The 23,311-nt window shown below is 68.2% G+C and carries 22 protein-coding genes; 12 read left to right on the top strand and 10 right to left on the bottom strand.

Translation table 11 applies throughout. The features are described from left to right. Position 1: 1 nt before the first annotated feature. A complete protein-coding gene (locus OHA10_RS36550; RefSeq protein ID WP_371403365.1) occupies positions 2-649 on the bottom strand; it encodes a response regulator in 648 nt (215 codons plus the stop codon). Continuing rightward, complete coding sequence (locus OHA10_RS36545; RefSeq protein ID WP_371403364.1) at positions 646-2,688, bottom strand: sensor histidine kinase; 2,043 nt, start codon at positions 2,686-2,688, stop codon at positions 646-648. Before OHA10_RS36545 ends, OHA10_RS36550 begins: the two co-directional genes overlap by 4 nt. A gap of 141 nt (positions 2,689-2,829) precedes the next feature. On the opposite strand from OHA10_RS36545, the gene OHA10_RS36540 reads away from it, so the two are divergent. From OHA10_RS36540 to OHA10_RS36530, 3 genes are all read left to right on the top strand, one after another. After that, the gene (locus OHA10_RS36540; protein WP_371403363.1) at positions 2,830-3,474 is read left to right on the top strand and encodes a hypothetical protein; all 645 of its coding nucleotides are present in this window, start codon (positions 2,830-2,832) and stop codon (positions 3,472-3,474) included. Positions 3,475-3,483: 9 nt separating this feature from the next. Continuing rightward, positions 3,484-3,891 carry a TIGR03668 family PPOX class F420-dependent oxidoreductase gene (locus tag OHA10_RS36535; RefSeq protein WP_371403362.1) on the top strand — a complete coding sequence of 136 codons (408 nt, stop codon included), beginning with the start codon at positions 3,484-3,486 and terminating at the stop codon, positions 3,889-3,891. A gap of 127 nt (positions 3,892-4,018) precedes the next feature. Beyond that, the gene (locus tag OHA10_RS36530) at positions 4,019-5,254 is read left to right on the top strand and encodes an RNA polymerase sigma factor (RefSeq protein ID WP_371403361.1); all 1,236 of its coding nucleotides are present in this window, start codon (positions 4,019-4,021) and stop codon (positions 5,252-5,254) included. Here OHA10_RS36530 and OHA10_RS36525 read toward each other — a convergent pair. From OHA10_RS36525 to OHA10_RS36510, 4 genes are all read right to left on the bottom strand, one after another. Beyond that, positions 5,244-6,302 (bottom strand): class I SAM-dependent methyltransferase, encoded by a 1,059-nt coding sequence (locus OHA10_RS36525; protein ID WP_371403360.1) that lies wholly within the window; start codon positions 6,300-6,302, stop codon positions 5,244-5,246. The two genes, OHA10_RS36530 and OHA10_RS36525, sit on opposite strands and share 11 nt — an antisense overlap. 30 nt (positions 6,303-6,332) lie before the next feature. Further along, on the bottom strand, positions 6,333-7,298 hold the full coding sequence (locus OHA10_RS36520) for a Gfo/Idh/MocA family protein (protein ID WP_371403359.1): 966 nt from the start codon (positions 7,296-7,298) through the stop codon (positions 6,333-6,335). Then, positions 7,295-8,302, bottom strand: coding sequence for an alcohol dehydrogenase catalytic domain-containing protein (locus tag OHA10_RS36515; RefSeq protein ID WP_371403358.1), 1,008 nt, complete (start codon positions 8,300-8,302; stop codon positions 7,295-7,297). Before OHA10_RS36515 ends, OHA10_RS36520 begins: the two co-directional genes overlap by 4 nt. 62 nt (positions 8,303-8,364) lie before the next feature. After that, complete coding sequence (locus tag OHA10_RS36510; protein ID WP_371403357.1) at positions 8,365-9,348, bottom strand: LacI family DNA-binding transcriptional regulator; 984 nt, start codon at positions 9,346-9,348, stop codon at positions 8,365-8,367. A gap of 76 nt (positions 9,349-9,424) precedes the next feature. On the opposite strand from OHA10_RS36510, the gene OHA10_RS36505 reads away from it, so the two are divergent. From OHA10_RS36505 to OHA10_RS36480, 6 genes are all read left to right on the top strand, one after another. Continuing rightward, positions 9,425-10,729 carry an acyl-CoA dehydrogenase family protein gene (locus tag OHA10_RS36505; RefSeq protein WP_371403356.1) on the top strand — a complete coding sequence of 435 codons (1,305 nt, stop codon included), beginning with the start codon at positions 9,425-9,427 and terminating at the stop codon, positions 10,727-10,729. After that, positions 10,729-11,931, top strand: coding sequence for an acyl-CoA dehydrogenase family protein (locus OHA10_RS36500; RefSeq protein WP_371403355.1), 1,203 nt, complete (start codon positions 10,729-10,731; stop codon positions 11,929-11,931). The genes OHA10_RS36505 and OHA10_RS36500 overlap by 1 nt, the downstream gene beginning before the upstream one ends. Positions 11,932-12,361: 430 nt before the next feature. Next, a complete protein-coding gene (locus OHA10_RS36495) occupies positions 12,362-12,985 on the top strand; it encodes an NADPH-dependent F420 reductase (RefSeq protein ID WP_371403354.1) in 624 nt (207 codons plus the stop codon). 86 nt (positions 12,986-13,071) lie between these two features. Further along, positions 13,072-14,007, top strand: coding sequence for an SDR family oxidoreductase (locus tag OHA10_RS36490; RefSeq protein ID WP_371403353.1), 936 nt, complete (start codon positions 13,072-13,074; stop codon positions 14,005-14,007). Positions 14,008-14,080: 73 nt separating this feature from the next. Continuing rightward, entirely contained in the window at positions 14,081-14,761 is a 681-nt protein-coding gene (locus OHA10_RS36485; RefSeq protein WP_371403352.1) for an NADPH-dependent F420 reductase, read from the top strand. Between the two features lie 12 nt (positions 14,762-14,773). Further along, positions 14,774-15,391: a TetR/AcrR family transcriptional regulator gene (locus tag OHA10_RS36480; RefSeq protein WP_371403351.1), complete on the top strand. Its 618-nt coding sequence runs from the start codon at positions 14,774-14,776 to the stop codon at positions 15,389-15,391. 83 nt (positions 15,392-15,474) lie between these two features. Here OHA10_RS36480 and OHA10_RS36475 read toward each other — a convergent pair whose 3' ends face one another. Further along, positions 15,475-16,029, bottom strand: coding sequence for a TetR/AcrR family transcriptional regulator (locus OHA10_RS36475; RefSeq protein WP_371403350.1), 555 nt, complete (start codon positions 16,027-16,029; stop codon positions 15,475-15,477). Positions 16,030-16,141: 112 nt separating this feature from the next. On the opposite strand from OHA10_RS36475, the gene OHA10_RS36470 reads away from it, so the two are divergent. Continuing rightward, positions 16,142-17,062, top strand: coding sequence for an NmrA family NAD(P)-binding protein (locus OHA10_RS36470; protein ID WP_371403349.1), 921 nt, complete (start codon positions 16,142-16,144; stop codon positions 17,060-17,062). 24 nt (positions 17,063-17,086) lie between these two features. Here the strand turns inward: OHA10_RS36470 and OHA10_RS36465 are convergent, their stop codons facing one another. From OHA10_RS36465 to OHA10_RS36455, 3 genes are all read right to left on the bottom strand, one after another. After that, on the bottom strand, positions 17,087-17,239 hold the full coding sequence (locus OHA10_RS36465; RefSeq protein ID WP_371403348.1) for a hypothetical protein: 153 nt from the start codon (positions 17,237-17,239) through the stop codon (positions 17,087-17,089). Positions 17,240-17,478: 239 nt separating this feature from the next. Further along, positions 17,479-18,489 (bottom strand): type I glyceraldehyde-3-phosphate dehydrogenase, encoded by a 1,011-nt coding sequence (gap, locus tag OHA10_RS36460; protein WP_371403347.1) that lies wholly within the window; start codon positions 18,487-18,489, stop codon positions 17,479-17,481. A 4-nt stretch (positions 18,490-18,493) separates the two neighbouring features. Then, entirely contained in the window at positions 18,494-19,081 is a 588-nt protein-coding gene (locus OHA10_RS36455) for a TetR/AcrR family transcriptional regulator (RefSeq protein ID WP_371403346.1), read from the bottom strand. Positions 19,082-19,641: 560 nt separating this feature from the next. Between OHA10_RS36455 and OHA10_RS36450 the strand changes: the two genes are divergently transcribed. Both OHA10_RS36450 and OHA10_RS36445 read left to right on the top strand, forming a co-directional pair. After that, positions 19,642-19,887 (top strand): hypothetical protein, encoded by a 246-nt coding sequence (locus OHA10_RS36450; protein WP_371403345.1) that lies wholly within the window; start codon positions 19,642-19,644, stop codon positions 19,885-19,887. Continuing rightward, positions 19,884-23,300 carry a WD40/YVTN/BNR-like repeat-containing protein gene (locus OHA10_RS36445; RefSeq protein ID WP_371403344.1) on the top strand — a complete coding sequence of 1,139 codons (3,417 nt, stop codon included), beginning with the start codon at positions 19,884-19,886 and terminating at the stop codon, positions 23,298-23,300. Before OHA10_RS36450 ends, OHA10_RS36445 begins: the two co-directional genes overlap by 4 nt. Positions 23,301-23,311 lie beyond the last annotated feature (11 nt).

Genomic DNA, 23,311 nt, shown 5'->3' with positions numbered 1-23,311 from the left:
CTCAGGCGTCGTGATAGCCCGCCTCGCGGGCGATGACGAGCAGATGGGTGCGGTCGCGCGCGTGCAGCTTGGCGAGGATGTTCGAGACGTAGTTGCGAACCGTCTTCTGGCTGAGTCCTAGCCGGGTCGCGATCTCCTCGTTGGTCCGTCCCTGGACCAGTTCGGCGAGTAGCCCGTGTTCGCGCTCGGTGAGATCGGGGAACGGCAGCTCGGGCCGGCTCGGCGGTCGCAGGATGTGCTCGTGCATCCGGGCGGCGGCCTGCGGGCCGAGGACCGCCGAGCCGCCGTACACGGAGGTGATCGCACGGACGAGGTCGTCGACGGAGGCATCCTTCAGCAGATAGCCCCGAGCACCTGCGCGCAGGGCAGGGACCACCGAGTCGTCGTCGTTCATCGTGAGCACGAGCACGGCGATCTCGGGATGGCCGGCGATTACTTGCCTGGTCGCCGCGATCCCGCCCATGCCAGGCATCCGCAGGTCCATCAGCACGACGTCCGGGCGCGCCGCCGCGAGCATCTCAAGGGCTTCCTCTCCGGTCGCGGCCTCACCGACCACCTCGACCTCGTCGGCCCGCGTACTGAGCAGCGTCTTGACACCTTCGCGATAGAACAGGTGGTCGTCGACGATCAGGACCCGGATCGCGCTCATGCTTCCCCCTCCCTCAACGGCAGTACTGCGGTCACGCGCGTGCCGCCGGCCGCCTCGGCCGAGATGTCGCAGCGACCGCCGAGCTCGTCGGCACGCTCGCGCATCGACCGCAGGCCGGTCCCGGATCGCACTCCGTCCGGGATACCGCGGCCGTCGTCGACGACCATCAGCGTGAGCGCCCAATCGGACGCGGAGAGTCCTACCGTCGCTCGGGTAGCCGCCGCATGCCGGGCCGCGTTCGTCAACGCTTCCACCACGATCCGGTACGCCGCGGTCTCGACCGCCGAGGGGAGCACGGGCAGCGGGTCGGCCTCCACCTCGACGCAGGACAGATTCGGTAGATGCCTCGCACTGGCCTCGATCGCACCGACCAGGCCGAGCTCGAGCTCGGGTGGATGGAGATCCCGGACCAGGGCCCGGATCTCGCCGATGACCGAGCGGGTCTGTACGCCGACATCCGCGAGCAACACCTCAGCCGCGTCAGGGTCCTTGTGCACCATCGATCGGGCCACATCCACGCGCTGGTAGAGACTCGCCAGCGTCGGACCGAGTCCGTCGTGCAGGTCCCGCTGGAGTCGTCGGCGCTCGTCCTCGCGGGCGTCGAGGATCCGTTCCCGGGAGCGCCGCAGGTCGTCGTTGAGCGTCGCGGCGCGGATGGCCGCGCCGGCCTGCCGGGCGAGGCCGACGAGCAACTCGCGATCCGCGGCCGTCAGGTCGTCCCCGGGCGCGGTGACGACGAGCAGACTCCCGAGCCGTTGGTCCTGCCAACAGAGCGGGAAGACCTCTTCGCGGCCCGGTGGCGGTGACTGCCCCGCGGGCCAGGTTGCCGCTAGCAACGAGTCGGCCAGCGACGCGGCGGCGTATGGCAGTTTGAGCGCGATACTCACCTGACGCGCCAACGTCTGCAGTACTTCGTCCGGCGGCAACGCGGACTCCAGTTGCCGACCGAGATCGCTGAGTACGGCGTACGGCTCCTTGCGACGGCCATACACGAAGCGATCCACCGCTCGCTGGGCGCGGGCGCGGACGGGCTGGAACCCGACGCCGAGCAGGACGGCGAGCGCCATCGGGCCGATCAGGTCGTTGTCCCGCCACCACCACGTGCCCAGGATCGTGACGAGCGCATACGCGAGAGCGACGACGCCGATGAGCGTGACGTAGACGAGAGTCCGGTTGACCCACACGTCGACGTCGTACAGCCGGTAGCGCAGGATCCCGACCGCTACCGACGCCGGGATCAGCGCGACGATCACGTAGCTCACCAGATATGCGATGACGCTGGTCAGCAGTCCGCGGCTGCTGACTTCGCTGAGCAGATCCTGGATCGGGGTGAGTACGACGAGCAGGACGTAGCCGAACCAGAGCACGAGCGCTGCGACCACGCCGCGGGTCTGGGTGCGCTGCTCCGGCGTGGAGATCTTCCGGTACCGGTGCACGGCGGCGTACGCGGCCGAGCCGAACAATGGGACGGTGGGCAACGACTGCGCCAGACCAGCGGGGTCGTCAAACCCCAGCCACGAGACAACCGCCAGATACGGTAGGAGCAGCGCCCATCCCGCGAGGGCCCACCGCGTCCATCGTTGCCTGATGCGCCCGTCCGGGAAGACGTACATCAGCGGGAACAGCGATACCCAGGCCAGGCCGTTGAGTCCGGTGACCAGGCCTCCGAACCAACCGCCCACGGAGCTGTCGATGACTCCCGGGATGGCTCCGCTCATCGTGCCGAACAGTGCCACGACGACCGCGGCGTAGCAGCGGTACCAGGAGTCTGCGCGGCGGAGCAGCAGCAACGCGGCGACCAGGCCGGCTGCCGCGGGCAGGAGTTGGAGGATCAGGAAATAGCCCTGCAGCCACGCCACTGGAACGTCACCGGCGGCTTGTCGCAGACCCTCCGCGGTCCACGGCCCCGCCAGCGTCGACAGGACCGGCTCGGGCTGATCGGAGGTGGCCCCGAGCAACACACCCCACAAGAACAGCGCCGCCCACGACGCCACGAGCGCTAGCGCCGCCGGCCGGCCGAACCGCGCAGCAGGCGTCATGCCGAAACGGTAGCTGTCCCGGCGTCCCGGGCGACAGGGCACGCGAAAGCCCAGGTGGGGCGGGCTTGTGGACTCTGCTGCCCGGGACGCCGGGCGGCGGATGGTCAGTGTCGTCAGTTCACCGGAACAAGGAGTCCTCTCATGACCCAGATTCTGCGCGAGCCCGCCACCAGCCTGGTGCGACCGGCCCGCCTCCTCCTGATCGCGCTCCTCCCGCTGGTCGCCTTCATGGCGATGGCCCACACGACGGTCGTCGGCAACTCGGCCGGAGAGATGAATGCCGCACAGGTCGACGACCGTGCTCTGCGCTGGATGATCGTCGCCGTCCTCTGGATCCTGCCCGTCGTGCTCGGCGCCGTAGCGTTCTCGGCCATTACCGCGGGGCGGGCTGTGAAGGTGCTCGCCACGGTCGGGATCGCGCTGCTGATCGCGTACGTCGCCGCGCAGGCAGCTGTTGTGTGGATCGATGACACCTACCTGATCGCCGACAGTTCGTGGTTCGCGCTGGCGATGCTGTTGAGCATCCTCGGATGGTGGGCGATCGACCTGGCCGCGGTGCTCACCTGTCTGCACCTGTTCAGGACCAAAGTGGTCCCCAGGACGGCGCTCGTGATCGGCATCTTGACTGCCGTTCTGACGCTCCTGGAGGTCGCGATCTACCTGCCGGCGTTGCTCGGAGCGCAAGAGCTGCACGCGACGGTCGGGCTGCCGCCGATGCTGCTGCCGGTGCTGTGGGCGATCCTGGGTGGGGTGCTCTGGCGCAACCTGACGGCGGTCAGCCGCTAGGGTCGGAGGGTGCGACTCGACGAAGCAGGCTGCAGGGCCCGGGTGGCGGCGGCACGGGTCGGGCGACTCGCGACCGTCGGCCCGGACCTGCGGCCGCACGTCGTACCGGTGACGTACGTGGTGCACGGTGACGGGCTGTTCATCGCGATAGACCAGAAGCCGAAGTCGACGACCGACTTGAAGCGGTTGCGGAACATTGCGTCGAACGAGCGGGTCGCGGTGCTCGTCGACGAGTACGACGAGGACTGGACGCATCTGTGGTGGGTGCGGGTGGACGGGGCCGCGCGGGTGGTGGACTCGGATGCGGCGGCGGTCGAGTTGCTGGTGGCGAAGTACCCGCAGTACGAGGCGGATCCACCGCGCGGTCCGGTGATCGCGATCCGGGTCGACGGCTGGTCGGGGTGGGCGTTCAGCTGAGCTGCATCTCGACAGGAGGTGTGGCCCCCAACGGCCCGGCTCGGGCTCTGTTGCCTCCGTGCGAGTGCTCGATCCGGTGGACACCTCCTGTCGAAATGCAGGTCGATCGGCGCGTAGTCTTCGGGAGATGGTGAGTGTGGAGGGACTGCTGCGGGAGTTGGCGCCGCAGGTGCTCGGGTTCCTGGCCCGGCGGCACGGGCAGTTCGATCTGTGCGAGGACGCCGTCCAGGAAGCTTTGCTGGCGGCGGCGACGCAGTGGCCGGTGGACGGCGTACCGGCGAATCCACGTGGGTGGTTGATCACGGTCGCGACGCGGCGGTTGACCGATGCGTTTCGCAGCGAGAGTGCGCGGCGGCGGCGTGAGGACAGCGTCGCGGCGATGGCCGGGCCGGAGGAATTGGTTGCCCCGGGCGCCGATGTCGACGACGCTCCGGACACCGATGACACGTTGACGCTGCTGTTCCTGTGCTGCCATCCGGCGGTCACGCCGGCATCGCAGGTCGCACTGACGTTGCGTGCGGTCGGTGGTTTGACGACGGCCGAGATTGCCCGCGCGTTCATGGTGCCGGAGGCAACGATGGCGCCGCGGATCAGTCGCGCGAAGAAGAGCATCAAGGCGGCCGGCAGCCGGTTCGCGATGCCGCCGGAGTCCGAGCGGGCCGAGCGGCTGCGCGTCGTACTGCAGGTGCTGTACCTGATCTTCAACGAGGGCTACACGGCGAGCTCGGGGGAGGAACTGCAGCGGGTCGAGCTCACCGCCGAGGCGATCCGGCTGGCGCGGATGTTGCGTACGGCGTTGCCCGACGACGGTGAGACCGCGGGCCTGCTGGCGTTGATGCTGCTGACCGACTCACGCCGGGCGGCGCGGACGACAGCGGACGGCGGTCTGGTGCCGATCGACGAGCAGGACCGGTCGCTGTGGGACCGCGCGCAGATCACCGAAGGGGCCGACCTGATCCTGCACACGCTGCAGCAGGGCGGGCTCGGGCCGTACCAGCTGCAGGCCGCGATCGCCGCCGTACACGCGGAGGCGCCGAGTGCCGAAGAGACCGACTGGCGCCAGATCCTCTCGCTGTATCTCGTGCTGGAGAAGCTCGCCCCGAACCCGATGGTGACCCTCAACCGCGCGATCGCGCTCTCGCAGGTCGACGGTCCGCAGGCCGGGCTCGACCTGCTGGCGACGCTCGAGGACGACAAGAACATCACCGAAACGCACCGGCTCGACGCAGTCCGCGCCCACCTCTACGAGCGTGCGGGCGACCTTGTGAAGGCTCACGATCACTACCTGGCGGCGGCCCGCCGTACGACGAGCCTGCCCGAGCAGCGCTATCTGCAGGCGAAGGCCGACGCGATCACGGGATGAGCCGGTAGAAGCGGAACAGGTCGGTGTGGAAGGGAAGTACCTGCGTCTCGCTGAAGCCCGCCTCGGTGGCGTAGCGGCGGAGGGTGTCCGGCCGCATCAGCGCGCCGGTCGCGGCCGACTCGGGGTCGCCCATCGCGTCGGGCAGGCAGGACATCAGGCTCCAGCCGTAGTGGTACCGCTCGAGCTCCGAGGCCGGGGCGGTGAACTGGTCTTCGACCAACTCGTCGAGGATCAGCACCGAACCTCCGGGGGCGAGCATCTGCCGCGCCGTCTGCAGGGTGTCCACCGGACGGGACATGTCATGCAGGGCTTCGAGGATCGTGACCAGATCGAACCGGCCTGACTGGTCGGATGCGTTTGCCGCCGAGAAACTCACCCGGTCGCCCAGTCCGGTTTCGCGGGCGTGACGTTGGGCGGCGGCGATCGCGTCCGCGTCGAGGTCTACGCCGTGGACCGTGATGTTCGGGTAGGCCTGGGCCATCGCGATCGAGGACCAGCCGGTGCCGCAGGCGAAGTCGGCGACTCGCGCCGGCGGGTCGGCGCGGAGGCGCTCGTCGATCCCGGGGATGGCGGGCAGCCACTCCTTGCCCAACAGGTTCAGGTACGTCGGGCGGTTGAACTCGGCGCGTCCCTCAGGCTCCCATGGCTGGTGCGGCGGGGCGTCGCCGGTGCGATACGCCTCGACCAGATCCGGGAGCATCCGGGCGGCCCGCGCGAGCTCGACGCCCTTGTAGCCGTGGTAGTCGAGGTCGTCCTCGTCCGCCAGCACCGGGACGTGCTCGGGCGGCAGGGTATAGCGGCGTTCGGTCGGCGCCGCCGTGACGTCGTCGACGTCGACGAGACCGCTGGCGGCGTGGTGCTCGAGCCACTCGCGGATGTAGCGCTCATTGGTGCCGGTGCGGTCGGCCAGCTCGACCGAGGTCGCCGGTCCGTCCTCGGCGAGCGCCCGGTACAGGCCCAGGCGCTCGCCGAGGTAGATGGAGTAGAGCTCGAGTGCGGCCCCGGCGTTCCGGAAGATCCGCTCGACGAGTGCGTTGGTCCGGTCCATGGAGTGGATCGTACTGAGCTGCTGAGCGGTTCAGGGTGTTGTGACCCGGCGTCCGGTTTCGTGGGATTCGATCGCCGCGTGCGCGAGTTGCAGGGCTCGGCGACCGGCACGGGCGTGGACGGGTGGTTGCTCGCCCTTGCGCAGTGCGGCGAGCAGTTCGTCGACATGGCGGTCGAAGGTTCCGGCGAAGTTGCGGGACTCGTCGTCGAAGTACGTCGAGTGCCAGCGTTGCTCGACCGGGTCGCCCGCCTTCTGGAACGTCAGCGCGCGGACGGTGTCGTGGATGACGAGTCGGCCCTCGGTGCCGTTGATCTCGATCCGCTGCGTATCGGGATAGGCGTACGACGAGTCGTACGTGCCGAGCATCGTGCCGACCGCGCGGTTGTCGAAGTCGAGTGCGAGCGCGACCGTGCTGAAGGCGCCGTACGTCTTGTCGGTCATCTGCGCGGCTACTGAGGCTACTGGTCCGACCAGTTGCTCGAGCATGTCGAAGCCATGGCACTGGGTCTCGATCAGGTTCGCGTGCGGGGAGTTGCCGTGGTTCGCCTCGCCGCCGAATCGCCAGGTCGCGAAGACGAGGTCGCCGAGTTCGCCGGCCTCGATGAGCGCCTTGGCGCGCTGCACGGGTTCGGCGTACCGGTGGTTGAAGTTGATTGCGAAGAAGTTGTCGCCGGCTTCGGCGAGCAGGCTGTCCGCCTCGGCCAGATCGAACACGAGCGGCTTCTCGACCAGCAGCGGTACGCCGGTGCGGACCAGCTTGAGCGTGATGTCGTAGTGGTCCTCGTTCGGCAGGCAGACCGTGACGAGCTCGGGCTGCTCGGTCTGCAGGAGCTCGTCGAGATCGGTGTACGGCGTGGTGCCGTACTTCTCGGCCCGGGCCCGCGTGCGGTCCGGCGTACGGCCGAAGACGCCGACCAGTTCGGTGTCCTCGCGGCGGGAGAAGATCCGCGCGTGGTGCTCGCCCCAGCCGCCGGCGCCGACCACCGCGACCCTCATGCGACGCCGTCCTGGGTGACGACAACCTTGCCGGTCTCGCCGGCCATGAACAGCTCGAACGCCTCGCCGATCTCGGCGACCGGGAAGCGGTGGCTGATCACTCGGCTGACGAGCTCCTGGTGGTCCGACAGCAGGGCGAGATTGCCGGGCATCTCGTCGTACCGGAAGTACTCGCTGCCGAGGATGGCGTGCTCGGGGGCGATCAGATCGCTGGACACGTCGATCGTGAGCGACTCGCCGTGGCCGACGCAGATCAGGGCGCCGCGCTGGCTGACGAGGTCGAGGGCGGCGCGGCGGGCCGCCTCCTTGCCGGACGAGTCGAAGGCGACGTCCGGGTTGCCGGCTGCGGAGATGTCGTCGGCGAGCAATGGAATCGCGCCGAAGGACTCCGCGAAGTCGAGCCGCCAGCGGGAGAAGTCGGAGATGTAGACCGGTACGTCGGCGCCGTACTTGAGCTTGCTCATCACCGTCAGGCCGAGGCCGATCGGGCCGGCGCCCGCGATGTACACGCTCTCGACGTCCGGTCTGACCAGTGCCGCCCGGCCGATCGCGTGACTGCTGGTCCCCATCACGTCGAGCAGCATCGTCGCATTGCCGATCTCGATGTCGTCGGTGATCGGGAAGAAGTTCGACTCGTGCACCAGCTCGTACGGCCCGTAGCCGCCGTCGTGAGTGAACCCCATGTCGGCGCGCTTGGCCAGGCACTGGTTGGTGAAGTTCAGCTTGCAGCTGCGGCACTCGCCGCAGTAGTCCATCAGGAACACGGCTCCGCGGGTGCCGACGGGCGTGCTGGTGCCTTCACCGGCCTGCAGGACGGTGCCGGCGGCTTCGTGTCCGGGGACGACGGACGAGCCGTCGTAGTACTGGTTCCGGTCGGTGCCGCACAGGGCGTTGGCCTGGACGGCAAGGAGGAGTTGGCCGGGGCCGGGGTCCGGGTACTCGTGGTCCGCGAACTCGATCTTTCCGGCGCCGGTGAACCTGGGGGCGAGGGCGGTACGCGTCATGCTGCCGGAATTTACTACGTAGCAAATCCTGCCCACAAGGGGTTGTCCGGTGACAGCTGCGATCAGCGGGTGGTGCTCTCCCGGACGCGGAGTTCGTAGCCGGCCATCCGGTGCTGCGGGACGTGGTCGTCATCGAGCTGCTCGTCGAGGAGGTCGAGCGCGGTGCTCGCGATGTCGTCGAGCAGCGGCGCGATCGTGCTGAGCGTCGGCGTCGACAGGCTCGACTCGACGATGTCGTCGAAGCCGATGACCGACACCTCGCCCGGCACGTCGATATGGTTGCGCTGCAGCGCTCGTAGTGCGCCGAGGGCAGCGGAGTCGTTCATCGCGAAGATGCCGTCGGGGCGCAGTCGTGCGTAGGTCCGGGTGATCGCGTCCGCGGCCGCGGCGGTCGACCAGTCGGAGTCGACGATCAGCGCCGGGTCCAGCTCGATCCCGTGCTTCTTCAGCGCGGCCTGGTAGCCCTGGCGGCGCAGTTGGTACGAGCGCCGCGGGCCGTTGTTCGCGCCGAGCAGGAGGATCCGGCGCCGGCCGGTGTCGAGCAGATGCGTGACCGCTGCCTGCGCGGCCTCGCGGTTCTTGATGCCGACGTGGTCGATCGCGCTACCCGGCTCGCGGTCGCCGACCAGCACGACCGGATGCGTACTGCGTTGGTCGGAGCGGCTGAGCGAGACCGCGCTCATGATCACGCCGTCGGTGAGGACGTCGCCGCCGCCGCGGAGCAGCTCGACCTCGAGGTCATGGCGGCCGCCGGTGGTCTCGACGAGGATCGTCGTACCGCGGTCGCGGGCGGCGGCGACGACGGCTTCGGCGAGGTCCGCGAAGTACCGCTCACGAAAGGTCGGGACGGCCAGGGTGACGGTGCCGGTGCGGCCGGTCCGCAGGCGGCGGGCCGCGGTGTTCGGGCGGTAGCCGAGCGCGTCGAGGCTGGCCTGGACGCGGGCGCGGGTGGCGGGGGAGACGTGGACGTAGTTGTTCACCACGTTCGAGACGGTGCGCTGGGACACGCCCGCGTGGCGGGCCACGTCGGACATGCTGACCGCCACTGCTGCGCTCCTTCGGACCGGTCGGGTCAGGCTACCAGCGTGACCTGGGTTGTAACTTCGGTTTACAGTTGGCGGTATGAGCCTTCAGCAGAAGACCCGTGGGCGCCGGGACGTGATCGGGGTCGGCGTGGCGCTGCTCAACAAGCTGGCCAAGTGGCGGGCGATCGATCGGTTCGGGCTGCGGAAGCCGGCCGAGCGGGCGGTGTTCGAGGCGACCAAGACCGGATTCCGGACGGCGGGGGCGGTGTCCCGGCGGTTCTCCGCCGTCTCGAAACTCGCCGCGCCGTCCCGGCTGCCTGCCGCTCGGGGGACCGGTCGGTTCGACCTGACGCCGACCGAGGACCAGCAGATGATGGTCGACGTCGTGCGGGACTTTGCCGCCGACGTGCTGCGGCCGGCTGCTGGTGCGGCTGACACAGCGTGCGCGACGGAGGCCAAGGTGCTGGAGTCGTCGGCCGAGCTCGGGCTGAGCCTGATCGAGGTACCGGAGGAGCTCGGCGGGATCGTCAGCGAGCGGTCGGCGATGACCGGCGTACTCGTCGCCGAGGCGCTGGCTTACGGGGACATGGGGCAGGCGGTCGCGTGTCTGGCGCCGTCGGCCGTCAGTACGGCGATCTCGTTGTGGGGCGACGAGACGCAGCAGGCGACGTACCTGCCGGCGTTCACTGGTCCGACCGTCCCGGCGGCGGCGTTGGCGCTGGTCGAGCCGCGGCCGGTGTTCGACCCGTTCGAGCTGCGCACGCGGTACACGGGCGGGCTGCTGAACGGCGTGAAGTCCTTGGTGCCGCGGGGCGCTGAGGCGGAGCTGTTCGTGATCGGGGCGCAGACGGATGCCGGGCCCGGGTTGTTCGTGGTGGAGGCGGACCATCCGGGCGTGGTGATCGAGGCGGAGCCGTCGATGGGGTTGCGGGCTGCGTCGTTGAGCAGGGTGATCCTGACGGACGTGCCCGCGGTGCCCTTGGGGTCGCTTGACGACTACGCCGAGTGCGTGCGGTTGTCGCGGCTCGGGTGGTGTGCGTTGGCCCTCGGTACGGCGCGGGCGGTGCTCGACTACGTGACGCCGTACGTGAACTCGCGGGAGGCCTTCGGCGAGCCGATCAGCCATCGGCAGTCGGTGGCGTTCATGGTCGCGAACATCGGGATCGAGCTCGAGGGGATGAAGCTGGTGACGTACCGGGCCGGATCGCGTGCTACGCAAGGGCTTCCGTTCGCCCGCGAGGTGGCGTTGGCGCGGCGGTTGTGTACGGAGAAGGGCATGCAGATCGGGACGGACGGCGTACAGCTGCTCGGCGGGCACGGGTTCGTGAAGGAGCATCCGGTGGAGCGCTGGTACCGGGACTTGCGAGCGATCGGCGTGATGGAAGGGGCGGTGCTGGTCTGATGATCAACCTCGAGACGCCGCGGAAGTTCCGGGCCTTCGTCAGCCAGGCGCACCAGGTCGCGGCCGAGATGCTGCGGCCGAACTCGCGCCGCTACGACCTCGCCGAGCACGAGTACCCGGTCGAGCTGGACATGCTCGCCGCGATGGTCGACGGATTAGGGGCCTCAGGCACCGGTTCGGGCGCGGGCGCTTCCGGCGTACGGCGTACTGCGGCGGACGCGGACGGTGTCGTCAACGGGTCGAACCTGTCGTCGGTGCTGTCGATCATGGAGATGTGCTGGGGTGACGTCGGACTGCTGCTGTCGATGCCGCGGCAGGGACTCGGCAACTCGGCGATCGCCTCGGTCGCGTCGGACGAGCAGCTGCGGCGGTTCGACGGCGTGTGGGCCGCGATGGCGATCACCGAACCGGACTGCGGATCCGACTCCGCGAACATCCGGACGACCGCGCGACTCGACGGCGACCACTACGTTCTGAACGGCGAGAAGATCTTCGTCACCGCCGGTGGCCGCTGCGACGCCGTCGTGGTGTGGGCGACCCTCGACAAGACGCTCGGCCGCGCTGCGATCAAGTCGTTCGTGGTCATGAAGGACACGCCCGGGATGACGGTCGAACGCCTCGAACACAAGCTCGGCATCCGCGCGTCCGACACCGCGACCATCCGCTTCGACAACTGCCGCGTACCCCGCGAGAACCTGCTCGGCACCGCCGACATCGACAAGGGTTTCGCGGGCGTCATGCAGACCTTCGACAACACCCGCCCGCTGGTGGCCGCGATGGCCGTCGGCTGCGCCCGCGCGTCGCTGGAGCTCACCCGCGACCTGCTGTCCGGGGCCGGCGTGGACGTCGACTACGACCGCCCCGTCCATCTACAGCCCGCCGCCGCCGCGACGTACCTCTCGATGGAAGCCGACTGGGAAGCCGCCTACCTCCTCACCCTCCAGGCCGCCTGGATGGCCGACAACGCCCAACCCAACTCCCTCCAAGCCTCCATGGCAAAAGCCAAAGCCGGCCGAACCGCCAACGACATAACCCTCCGCTGCGTGGAACTCACCGGCTCCCTCGGCTACTCCGAACACGAACTCCTCGAAAAGTGGTCCCGAGACAGCAAGATCCTCGACATCTTCGAAGGAACTCAGCAGATCCAACAACTGATCGTCGCCAGAAGGCTTCTCGGTAAGACCTCGGCCGAGCTGAAATAGCCCTGTTTCCAAGGGATGACCGTCCTCAGCGGTCGTCGTCCGCAGCTCAGCGCCTGGGCGGGTCGCTCGGCGGCGTTCGATGAACTGCTGGTGCGCTGCGAGTCAGGAAAGATCGCGGTGATTTGCAGCCGCAGGCCGCTGGACACTATCTCCGTGGCGAACAGGCGCCGGAAGTCGTGCGGCGTGAAGGAGATCGGTGCGCCGGGGTCGTGCAGCCCGGCCGAAGCGGCAACGTCGACGAGAACGGCGTACCCGGTCAGGGTCTGTGTGTCGAAGGTTCGCGCACCCCGGCCAGGTTGACGAGCTGGGGCAGCGGGCGCCGCAAGCTGGTCGAAGTTTGCAAAGTGGAGCACTGCCCCGTATAACTGGAGCAGTGCTCCGATAATTCGGCGCGCTGTTGATCCGGTCGAACCAGGAAAGAGAGCTACCCATGAGCAGCAGCATCAGCATCATCGGCCTCGGGACCTACGCCCGCGCCCTCGGCAGCCGTGCGGTCGAGGGCGGCAACGCCGTCGAGGTCATCGGCCGTGACGCGGCCAAGGCCAAGGATCTGGCCGCCGCGCTCGGCGGCGCGGCCTCGACGGGGACATTCGGCACGGTCCCGGCCGGTGACATCGTGATCCTCGCTGTGCCGTACGCCAGCGCCGTGCCGGTCGTCACCCAGTACGGGGATGCATTGGCCGGCAAGGTCATCGTCGACATCTCCAACACCTTCGCCGCCGATGCCACCGGGCTGGTCACCCCCGAGGGCACTTCCGGCGCGCAGGAGATCGCCAAGGCCCTCCCGCCGAGCGCGCACGTTGTGAAGGCGTTCAACACCGTCTTCGGCCACGTCCTGGCCCTGGGCCGCCCGCTGGATGTGCTCTTCGCCGGCGACGACGCTCAGGCCAAGGCGAGCGTGTCGGAGTTCATCGAGAGCCTCGGGTTGCGCCCGAGGGACGTCGGCGGCCTGGAGATGGCGCACTGGCTCGAAGGGGCGGGCCTGCTGATGATGGGGCTGGCCGGCCACGGCGCGGGGTTCAACATCGCCCTCGGCGTCGACGTTCTCAGCTGAGCGCACCCACACCACTTCTCGCGTCGCATCAACTGAGTCGATCGACGGCACGAGAAGCGCAGCCCACCCGCTAACCAGGAGCTGTAATGCGCGTTTTTGTTACTGGCGGAACCGGCCATTCCGGTTCGTACATCATTCCCGAGCTCATCGCCGCCGGCCACGAGGTCACCGGCCTGGCCCGCTCGGACACCGCTGCCGCGGCGCTGTCCGCGCTCGGCGCGAAGGTGCGCCGCGGCGATCTCGACGATCTCGACGGGCTCATGGAGGCGGCGGCGGACTCCGACGGCGTCATCCACGTCGCGCACCGGCAAGACCTGCTTCCGTTCGGCGGGATGGACGCCGTGTCAGCCGCGGAGCTCCCGATCATGCTCGCGTACGGCGAGGCACTTGCGGGAACTCAGAAGCCGCTGGTCGCGGCCGGGAGCATTGGCTCGTCCGGGCAGCTGGGCCGCCCTGCCACCGAGGATGACCCGGCCCTTCCCGTCGGCGATGAGCACAAGGGAACCCTGCGGGTTCGCAACGTCGTGGAAACCGCCGTCCTCGATCTCGCCGAGCGCGGAGTGCGGTCGTCGGTCGTGCGGATTGCCAATATCGCGCACAGCACGACCGATCAGGCCGGCTTCCTCCCCACGCTGATCGCGCTCGCGAAGGAGAAGGGCGTCGCCGGCTATCCCGGAGACGGCGCGAACCTGTGGAACGCCGTGCATATCCGCGATCTCGCCTCGTTGTTCCGCCTGGCGCTGGAGAAGGGCCCGGCCGGCAAACACTGGCACGCGGTTCAGGATCAGGGCATCCCGCTCCGCGAGATCGCCGAGGCCATCGGCAGCCGCCTGGGCCTGCCCGCCGTAAGCATTCCCTTGGACGAACTGATGCTGCCGGGATACTTCGGGTTCCTTGCGAACATAGTCACGCAGAGCTACCCGGCGTCCAACCTCATCACCCGCCGCGTCCTCGGGTGGGAGCCCGTCCAGCCCGGCCTGCTCGCCGACTTGGACAACGGCCACTACTTCCCGGCCAACTGACGGCAGGGATCCGAATCGCAACGCGCCCGGCATATGACAAATAGCGCGACTCTTGAACAAGGAAGCCGAAAATATGACGACTGTGGGAATCATCGGAAGCGGACAGCTCGGCAGTGCCATCGCGCGGCTCGCCATCGAGGCCGGGTACCAGGTCGTGCTCAGCAACTCACGCGGACCCGAAACGCTCGCGGACACGGTGGCGGAGCTGGGGCCGCGAGCGTCCGCGGCGACGAGTAGGGAGGCCGCCGCGGCAGGTGACATCGTCGTGGTCTCGGTGCCGGTCAAGGCCTTCCCCGACGTGCCTGCCGCGCCGCTGGCCGGGAAGACGGTCATCGACACGTGCAACTACGGCCCCGAGCGGGACGGGCACATCCCCGAGCTCGACAGCAGTTCGCTCACCTCGAGCGAGCTGCTGCTGCGCTACATCCCCGACGCCCTGATCGTGAAGGCGTTCAACAACATCTTCTTCAAGCACCTGCTGTCACTCGCCCGCCCGGCCGGGGCGCCCGACCGCTCCTACCTGCCGATCGCCGGCGACTCCGCTCCGGCGAAAGCGGCAGCGATCGAGTTCATCGACTCCATCGGCTACAGCGTCGTGGACGCAGGACCGCTGGTCGACAGCTGGCGGCAGGCGACGGGCACCCCCGTGTGGGGAACCCCGTACGGGCCGTACTCGAACGAGAAGGGCCAACCGGGCGGCGCGGACGCCATCCGCGCAGCACTGGCCACCGCAACGCGGCGCCCCACCTACTGAGCAGGGAGACATATGCGATCCGACGCCAGGAAGAACTACGACCGCCTGCTCGCGGTGGGGCGCGAGGTCGTGACCGAGCAAGGCGCTGAGGCGTCGCTGCGCGACGTCGCCCGCAGGGCGGGCGTCGGGCTCGGCACGCTGTACCGTCACTTCCCCACCCGAGAGGCGCTGCTCGAGGCCTTGCTTCGAACCAATGTCGACGAGCTGACGGCACAAGCAGCCGACCGCGAAACCTCGAGCACACCCGAGGATGCCCTGATTTCCTGGCTCCGCGACAGCGTCGCGCTCACTCATGAGTATCGGGGTGTTGCGGCGCCGCTGACGGCCGCCCTGGAGGACCCCGAGTCCGCACTCAATGCGTCGTGCGTCGCTCTGCACGATGCAGGCACGCAGGCCCTCGAACGCGCTCACGCCGCAGGCGTGGCGCGGGCCGACATCGACGGCACCGACCTGTTCGCGCTGGTCGCGGCACTTGCCTGGCTCTACGATCAGCCCGCGCTTGCGCAGCGCGCCGATCACCTCTTCGATGTCATCTCGAGCGCGGTCCTCACCGGCCAAGAAAGCAATGGCGTCAGCCAGGAACGCCCTCGATCCCGCCGCGGAAGTTCTTCGAAACCGCCCGAGCTCTAGGGCGGATCAGTATTGGCCGGCGGCAGGGCCGTGCCAGGCGCTTGCGAACGGTTCTCGTTGTGGTGAGCAACTGATCGGGCCTGTCACGGCTGGGGGCTGAGGCCGGCGATGGCGAGGTGGAGAAGCCGGTCGGCTTGGGCTGGCGGATCCGGATAGTGCTCGGTGGCCAGAGCGATGCCGACGGAGAACGTGATGAGGTCCTCGATCGTGATCTCATCGGAGACCGCGTCGTCCTGTGCGGCTCTGCGTAGCAGCGGACCTGCTGCTTCCTCGAGGGCTGCGGAGCAGTTGTTCTTGTGCACGTCGCCGTCGTAGGCCAGTGCTTCGGCGAGTCCGCGGGCCGTGACGCAGTAGGCGACGACGTCACCGAGCCAGTCGAGAAGTGCGCTGCGGCTGTCGTCCGCACGGGTCAGTTCGTCTGCGCGGGCGCAGAGGGTCGCGACGCGTTGGTGGGAGACCGCCTCCAGCAATGCGCGTCGGGTGGGGAAGTGGCGCCGCACGGTGGCTGAACCGACGCCGGCCACCCTCGCGATCTGTTCGAGTGAGGCTCCGGCTCCGTGCGTTGCTACTTCTTCTTCGGCCGCGGCGAGGACTCGCGCGTAGTTGCGGCGGGCGTCCGCGCGCTGCTGGTCGGGCATCGGTCCACCTCCGAGGTTGTTAAGTGGCGGGGTCCGCCATATCGTAGCTCAACAGTAAGTGGCGGGCCCCGCCATTTACCGTCGAGGCTTCTGTCGAGGCTTAAGGAGAACGATGTCGACTCAGTCCGCACCCGTCCTGGTCACCGGAGCCACTGGCCGGCAGGGCGGTGCAACTGCCCGGGCTCTACTGGCTGCGGGCATTCCGGTTCGTGCTCTGGTCCGCGATCCCGCGACCGAGCGAGCCAAGGCAGTCGAGGCGCTCGGCGCCGAGCTGGTGACCGGCGATCTGAACGATCGCGACTCGGTGGTCGAGGCGGCTGCCGGTGCCCGGGCCGTCTTCTCGGTGCAGATGCCTGCCGCCGGTCCGGACGGGTTCGACTTCGACGGTGAGGTTGCTCAGGGCATCAATCTGGTCGAGGGAGCGCTGGCGGCCGGCGTACCGCAGTTCGTGCACACGTCCGTCTCCGGTGCCGGTCAGCATGTCGAGGCGCCCGGGTGGGCCGAAGGGCGCTGGACCTCGATGCAACCGACGCTCGGGGCGAAGAGCGCGATCCAGGACCGCGTTCGTACGGCGGGATTCCCGGCCTGGACGCTGCTCAAGCCCGCGTTCTTCATGGAGAACTTCCTGCCGTCGATGGCATTCCTGTTTCCGCGGGGGATCGAAGGCGGCCTGGTGAGCGTGGTCAAACCGGCGACCCGGCTCTCGCTGATCGCGGTCCGGGACATCGGAGTCGCGGCTGCCGCGGCCGTTGCTACGCCGCAGCGATTCGATCGGGTCGAGCTCGAGTTGGCGGGTGACTACTTGTCGATGACGGAGATCGCCGCAGCGCTCTCGCAAGCTCTGGGTGTCGAGTTGACTCCTCCCGATCTCACCGAGGCCGAGGCGTTGGCTGCGGGGATGCCGCCGATGGGCGCGGCCCACGAGTGGCTGAACGCCGTCGGTCAGCCGGCCCGCCCGGAGTACGCAACAGACTTCGGGCTTCCGCTCACGACCTTCGACAATTGGGCGCAGGAGAACCTGGGCGACCGGTGATGTGCGTGCTCGACGATGGCGCCGTCAGGCGCAGTCTGTGTCGAGCAGTGGGGAGTGGGTGGGGTTTTGGCCTTGCTCGGCGGCACCGTTCTTGGCCCTGCGCTGTATGTGCTCGACCGTCAGTACGACGACCCAGTACCGCAGTTCGCCGGCTTCGGTGAGGGTCTTCACGATCATCGCGACCCATTTGCTGCCGGCGCCTGTCCGAGTCGTATCGGGTCATCACCCCCGATCTGCGGACACCTGATTCCGCTGGACGCGCCGGAACGCCTCCTCGCGACGCTGCTGCCGTGGTTAGGGCATTGACGATGCCGGCACGACCTGACCGCGCCTATCGATGCAGCAGATGCTCGGCGGCCGGCTGACCCCCGTTTCGAACGCTGCTCGGCACGCCGCCCGTTTTCGGCGTTGCGGCGTCAGGACGCTACGGCCGCGCCGACGCGCTCGGAGAACTCGACGAGGCGGTTGGAGAAGCCCCACTCGTTGTCGTACCAGCCGTGCACCTTGATCTGGTTGCCGACGGCCTCGGTCAGCGGCGCGTCGAAGATCGACGAGTACGGGCTGCCGACGATATCCGCGGAGACCAACGGTGCCTCGGAGTACTGCAGGTACTGCCGCAGCCGCTCGGAGGCGGCCGCCTCGCGGAACGCCGCGTTGACCTCATCGATGTCCGCGCGCTGCCGAAGTTCCACGGTGAGGTCCGTGATGGAGCCGACGGGAACCGGGACGCGGAGGGAGGCGCCGGTGAGACGCCCGTCGAGCTCGGGGATGACCTTGCCGATCGCCTTCGCCGCACCCGAGGACGTCGGGATGATCGAGACAGCTGCTGCGCGTGCCCGCCGCAGGTCGGAGTGCGGCGCGTCGTGCAGCCGCTGGTCGCCCGTGTATGCGTGGATCGTGGTCATCAAGCCCGTCTCGATGCCGAACGAGTCGTTGAGCACCTTGGCCAACGGCGCCACTGAATTCGTGGTGCAGGAGCCGTTGGAGAAGACATCGTGGCTGTCGGGGTCAAGGTTGTCGTCGTTCACGCCGAGAACGAACGTCGGGACGTCGCCCTTGGCCGGCGCCGAGACGACGACCTTCTTGGCGCCGCCCTTGAGGTGGGCCGCTGCCGCGACGCCGTCGGTGAAGCGGCCGGTGGACTCGATGACGATGTCGGCGCCCACGTCGCCCCACGGGATGGAGGCCGGGTCCGATTCGGCGAAGACCTTGATCTGCTGGCCCTGGACGGCGAGCAGGTCGGCGTCGAAGGCGACGTCGTCGAGGTGCCCGGAGATCGAGTCCCACTCGAGCAGGGTGGCGAGAGTGCGGGCGTCGGTGAGGTCATTGACCGCGACCACCTCGACGTCGGCCTTGCTCGCCAGGGCTGCGCGCAGGTAACTGCGTCCGATCCGTCCGAACCCGTTGATGCCGATGCGTACGGTCATGGCTTCAGTTCCTCCTGGTGTTGTCGGATGTCGATGGGGCCGACGCCCGGAGCAGGGCGAGGGCTCCGGAGAGCGCGTCCTGGAACGGTGTGGGGTCCTGCTGCGCGATCGCGAGCACGTATCCGCCCTGGAGCACGGCCATCAGGGTGTGGGCGAGTTGCTCAGGGTCCAGGTCGTCGCGCAGTTCGCCCGCGGCGATCGCCTCGCGGAGAACCTTCACCCAGCTGACGTGGACCTGGGCGAACGCACGCGCCACCGGCGCCAGCAGCATCGGGTCCTCCCGGACCTGCGGGTCCTGGGTCATCCGGCCGACCTTGCAGCCCTTGAGGGCGTCGCGCGGCCGCATCAGATAGGCCTCGATCCGAGCCATCGGGTCGCCCGGTCCGTCGAGCTCCGAGGCGGCAGGCAGGAGGTCGGCGACGTTGCGCTCCAGGGCGGCTAGCGCCAGGTCCCGCTTCGTCGGAAAGTGGTGGTACATGCTCCCCTGGCCGACACCGGACCGGTTGCGCACTTCACGCGGGCTGGTGTCGGCATAACCACGCTCCCACATCAGCTCACTCATCGTCTCGATCAGCACTTGCCGCGAATCCACACCGAAACTGTACATGGAGGTAGGTACACGGACGAGCGAGGGGCGCCGTAGTCGTCGACGGCGGGTGCGAGAGCGTGGGCAGCGGTGCGGCTGGGCGGGTCGACGGGCGAGATGAATCTCTTGGGTGATGGAGACTTGCTGCACGGCTTTCCACACACGTTCCGCTTCGGCGAACAGTGCGTAGCAGCGAGTTCGAGGCGAATCGGGTCGCGAAGCTGCTCGGCGAGGCTCTCGGCCGGCCGGTGCCGGTACGAGCAGTTGCCGCCGTACTGGATCCGGCACGAGCTCCGGCGGACTGCGCGCACATCTCGACCCGGCACGCCAGACCATGCACGACAGCATGCACGACAGAAGACCTTCATCTCTGAAGGGATGACGGAGTGTGACTCCGGGCGTAGCATCCGAGGAGGGCCGGGAGCGATTCAGGGGTGGGCGCTGTGATCGGCCGGGGGAAGCCATGAATCTGCCATGGGGCGGCGTGCTGGAGGAGATCCGGTTCGCCGTCGCCGTGAACCGCGGAGTCTGTCGGCTTCAGATGTGATGTTGGGGGAGGACACCGGATGCGCACCACGTGGTGGAAGATCGAGGCATTCTTCGCGGGACTGTTCGCCGTCGGCGCGCTCGTCACGGCCGTTGCTCCGCAATGGATCGAGGCGTTCGGTCTCGAACCTGATGGCGGAAGCGGCAGCGCCGAGTGGGGGATCGTCGTCGTCCTCGGTGTCGTCGCCCTGGCCGTGGGGCTGGTGGCGCGCCGGCACTTCGTCGCGGCGCGTTCGCTCGCGCCCGAGAAAGGCGCGGGGTCATGAGCCCGGCAGCGCGGAAGGCGGCGGCGAAGAAGACGACGACGAGGAAGTCCGTTCGGCGGCCGAAGAAGGACACAGCGAAACTGGTCGGCCGGTTCTCGCTCGATTTCGCCGCTGTACAAGCTGACGGACGCAGGGTCGACCTCGCTGCCGCCGCGGTGACGGATCTGCCCGAGGAGGACAATCCCGCACTCCTGCGTTTGGAGGCGCTCCGGGCCCGGGACGCCGGCGTACGTGACGCGGTCGGTGCCGGCCCGGTCGGAATGCCGGTTGACGCAGCCCTGCCCAACTGGACTCCACTGGGTCCACTCGCGGTGCCGAACGGCCAGACGTACGGCGGAGCGCGCGTCCTGATCAGTGGCCGGGTCACCGCGATCGCACCGCACCCGGTGAACGGGGACAGGATCTATATCGGCACCAGCCGAGGAGGCGTCTGGCGTACGGACGACGGCGGTCAGATCTGGACCGCGCTCGGGGACGACCAACCGTCGCTGGCCATCGGCGCGCTTGCGATCGGAGTCAGCGATCCGAACGTTCTGTACGCGGGCACGGGCGAAGGGAATGTCCAGCTGTACAGCACCACCGCAGCATTGAGCTCCGCCCCGGGGATCTACCTCGGCGTTGGCGTGCTGCGCAGTAGCGATGGCGGTACGACGTGGACGAACAACGGCACGGCGCTCTTCGCCAACCACAGTTTCTACCGGATTGCAGTCGATCGAGCGGACGCGAATCACGCCTTTGCCGCGACCAGTCGTGGGCTGTGCCGGACCGTGGACGGAGTCACCTGGACGGCGTTGTCAGGTGGCGGTCTGCCGGTGCTCTCGCCACAAGTCATCGCCTGCACCGACGTACTGATCGATGCCGGCGACGCGACCGGCAACACGGTGTACGCCGCCTTCTTCGGCAGCGGCATCTATCGCAGCACCAACGCCTTGGCGGCCAACCCGACATTCGCATTGCTGACCGGAGGGCTGCCATCCGGCTCGTCCACAAGCCGGATCAGCCTCAAGCAGTCGGCCAGCAGCCCCGCGCACAAGTACGCGCTGATCGCGAACAACACCGATACGTTCCTGGGGTTGTATCGGACGAATTCCGCCGCCGGGACGACCTGGCAACTATGCACCGACGATGCGACCATCCAGCTGTACGGCGCCTTCACAAGTGATGTCAACGTGGATCCGACAACACCCGACGTCGTCTACGTGAGCGGTGTCGAACTGTACAAGTGCGTGCGCGACGCGGTCGCCGACACCTGGGGAGTCAGCAACATCGGTGCGGACATCCACCCGGACAGCCATACCTTCGGCTGCCACCCGACGCTGAACCAGCGCATCTACAGTGGCAACGACGGTGGCTTCTTCGTCAGCTCCGACGGCGGCGCGACCTGGGACGACACACCGAACGAAGGCCTCTGCCTGATGCAGTACGAGGCGATCGACAACCATCCGGTGTCAGACGCGATCGTCCAGTGCGGCACTCAGGACAACGGCACACAGCAGTACCGCAACAGTCCGGTTCACTATCACAGCGCGGACGGCGACGGTGGCTACTGCGTTATCAGCAAGGTGAACGGCAACAACGTCACACATTCGTACTACTCGAACTCGCCTGAGCTGAGCGCGGCGGCGGGGGAGTTCGGCACCTACGTCCCGATCAACAGCGGGCTCGACGGCAGAGGTCTCTTCTATCCGCCGGCCGCGATCAGTCCGACGTCCGAACGGTTGGCCTGGGCAACCAATGTGATCAACGTCGACGATGCGATGGGCGCTGGTGGTTGGCCTGGTCCCGGAGTCGCGCTACCTGGCATCGCCGGAAGAGTGTCGGCGGTGTCGTTCGCGAACGACGCGCTGATCTACTGTGCGACCACGAGTGGGCAGGTTTACCGCCTGGACTTGTCGGGTGGCACCTGGACTGCCCGGGTGCTGCACGCCGCCCCGTTGCCGACCGGCCAGTGGATCTGGGACATCCAGAGTCTGCCCGGTAACGACAACACCGTTGTCGTCGCGTTCAGCGGGTTCGGCCTGAGCCAGCACGTGTGGCGTGGGACCGTCCCGGCCACCGGCACGGCGACGTGGACCGCGGTCAGTGGCGGGCTTCCCGACGTACCGATGTATGCGCTGTGTCTGGCGACTGCGAGCGAATGGTTCGTCGGTACCGACATCGGCGTGTTCCGGACGACGAACGGCGGTAGCAGCTGGCTGAACTACTCGCAGGGGTTGCCGAACACAGCCATCTACGATCTGCGGCGCCGAGCCGGCAGCAACCTCTTGCGGGCGGCCACTCACGGCCGTGGTCTGTGGGAGATCCGAACCGACATGGCGTCCCAGCCGCTGGTCGACCTGTTCGTGCGCGACCACGTGATGGACCCGGGACGGGCCCCGAGTGCGAACGCGACCGCGGCCTGGAGCGACCCAACTCGACAGGTCGGCCTGAACGACCCTTGTTTCTGGTGGGAATGCGCTGACGTCAAGACCGATGCGCCGCCGAGTTGGCAACTGCAGCCGGCCGAGGTCAACTACTTGAGTTTCGAGACGAAACTCGTGCACGAGAGTCCCGAGGCCGGCAACCAGAACCGCGTGTACGTCCAGGTGCACAACCGTGGACCGGTCGCCGCGTCCGACGTCACGGTCAAGATCATGACCGCGGGTGCATCGGCGGGACTTCCCGATCTGCCCGCCGACTTCTGGACCGCCTGGCCGAACAGTCCTGGCGACACCAACTGGACGGCGGTCGGTTCGCCCCAGACGATCTCCAGCCTGGAGCCACTGCGACCGACGGTGCTCGAGTGGACCTGGACCCCGCCGGTCGACGCGGACACCCACACCTGCCTGCTGGTCGTCCTCGACAGCCCGTCCGATCCGATCCCGCCCGCCGCCAAGGTCTTCGAGGTCGCTCAGTTGGTCACGGGTGAGAAGCGGGCCGGACTCAAGAACCTGCACGTTGTGAACCTGTTGCCGACCGTGTTCGTGCCGATCCCGATCTCATTCGCTGCGACGACCCAGCGACGGCTGCGGTACCTGGCGAGGATTCCGTCGGTCGAGGATCCCGCGGTTCGGCTGACGATGCTGTTCTCCAAGACGCTCAGCAAACGCGTCCAGGATGTCCGTGGGCTGTCCAGTGCGAGCTTCTCCGCCGCGGACCTGAAGCGACTGCGCCGGCGATGGCTGGAGGACGAAATGCGTCCGGAGGAGTCGTGGGAGGAGTTGGTCAGGACGTTCGACACGACGCGCCGGTACCGCGTCGGCCGGACGGTGGAGCACGTCGACCTACCGCTCAGTGTCAAGGCCGGTGGCCGGGAACAGATCCTTTTGCTGGCGATGGGGAGCGGCGAGGCGCGCTTCGTCGTCCAGCAACTGACCACCAAGGGCGAACTCGTCGGCGGGAGCACCTTCATCTTCAGATCGTCCGACCGGTGACCGATATCAGC

This window comes from Kribbella sp. NBC_00662, assembly GCF_041430295.1.
In the GTDB taxonomy this organism is placed as follows: Bacteria; Actinomycetota; Actinomycetes; order Propionibacteriales; family Kribbellaceae; genus Kribbella.
This window is presented reverse-complemented; position numbering and strand designations above follow the sequence as displayed.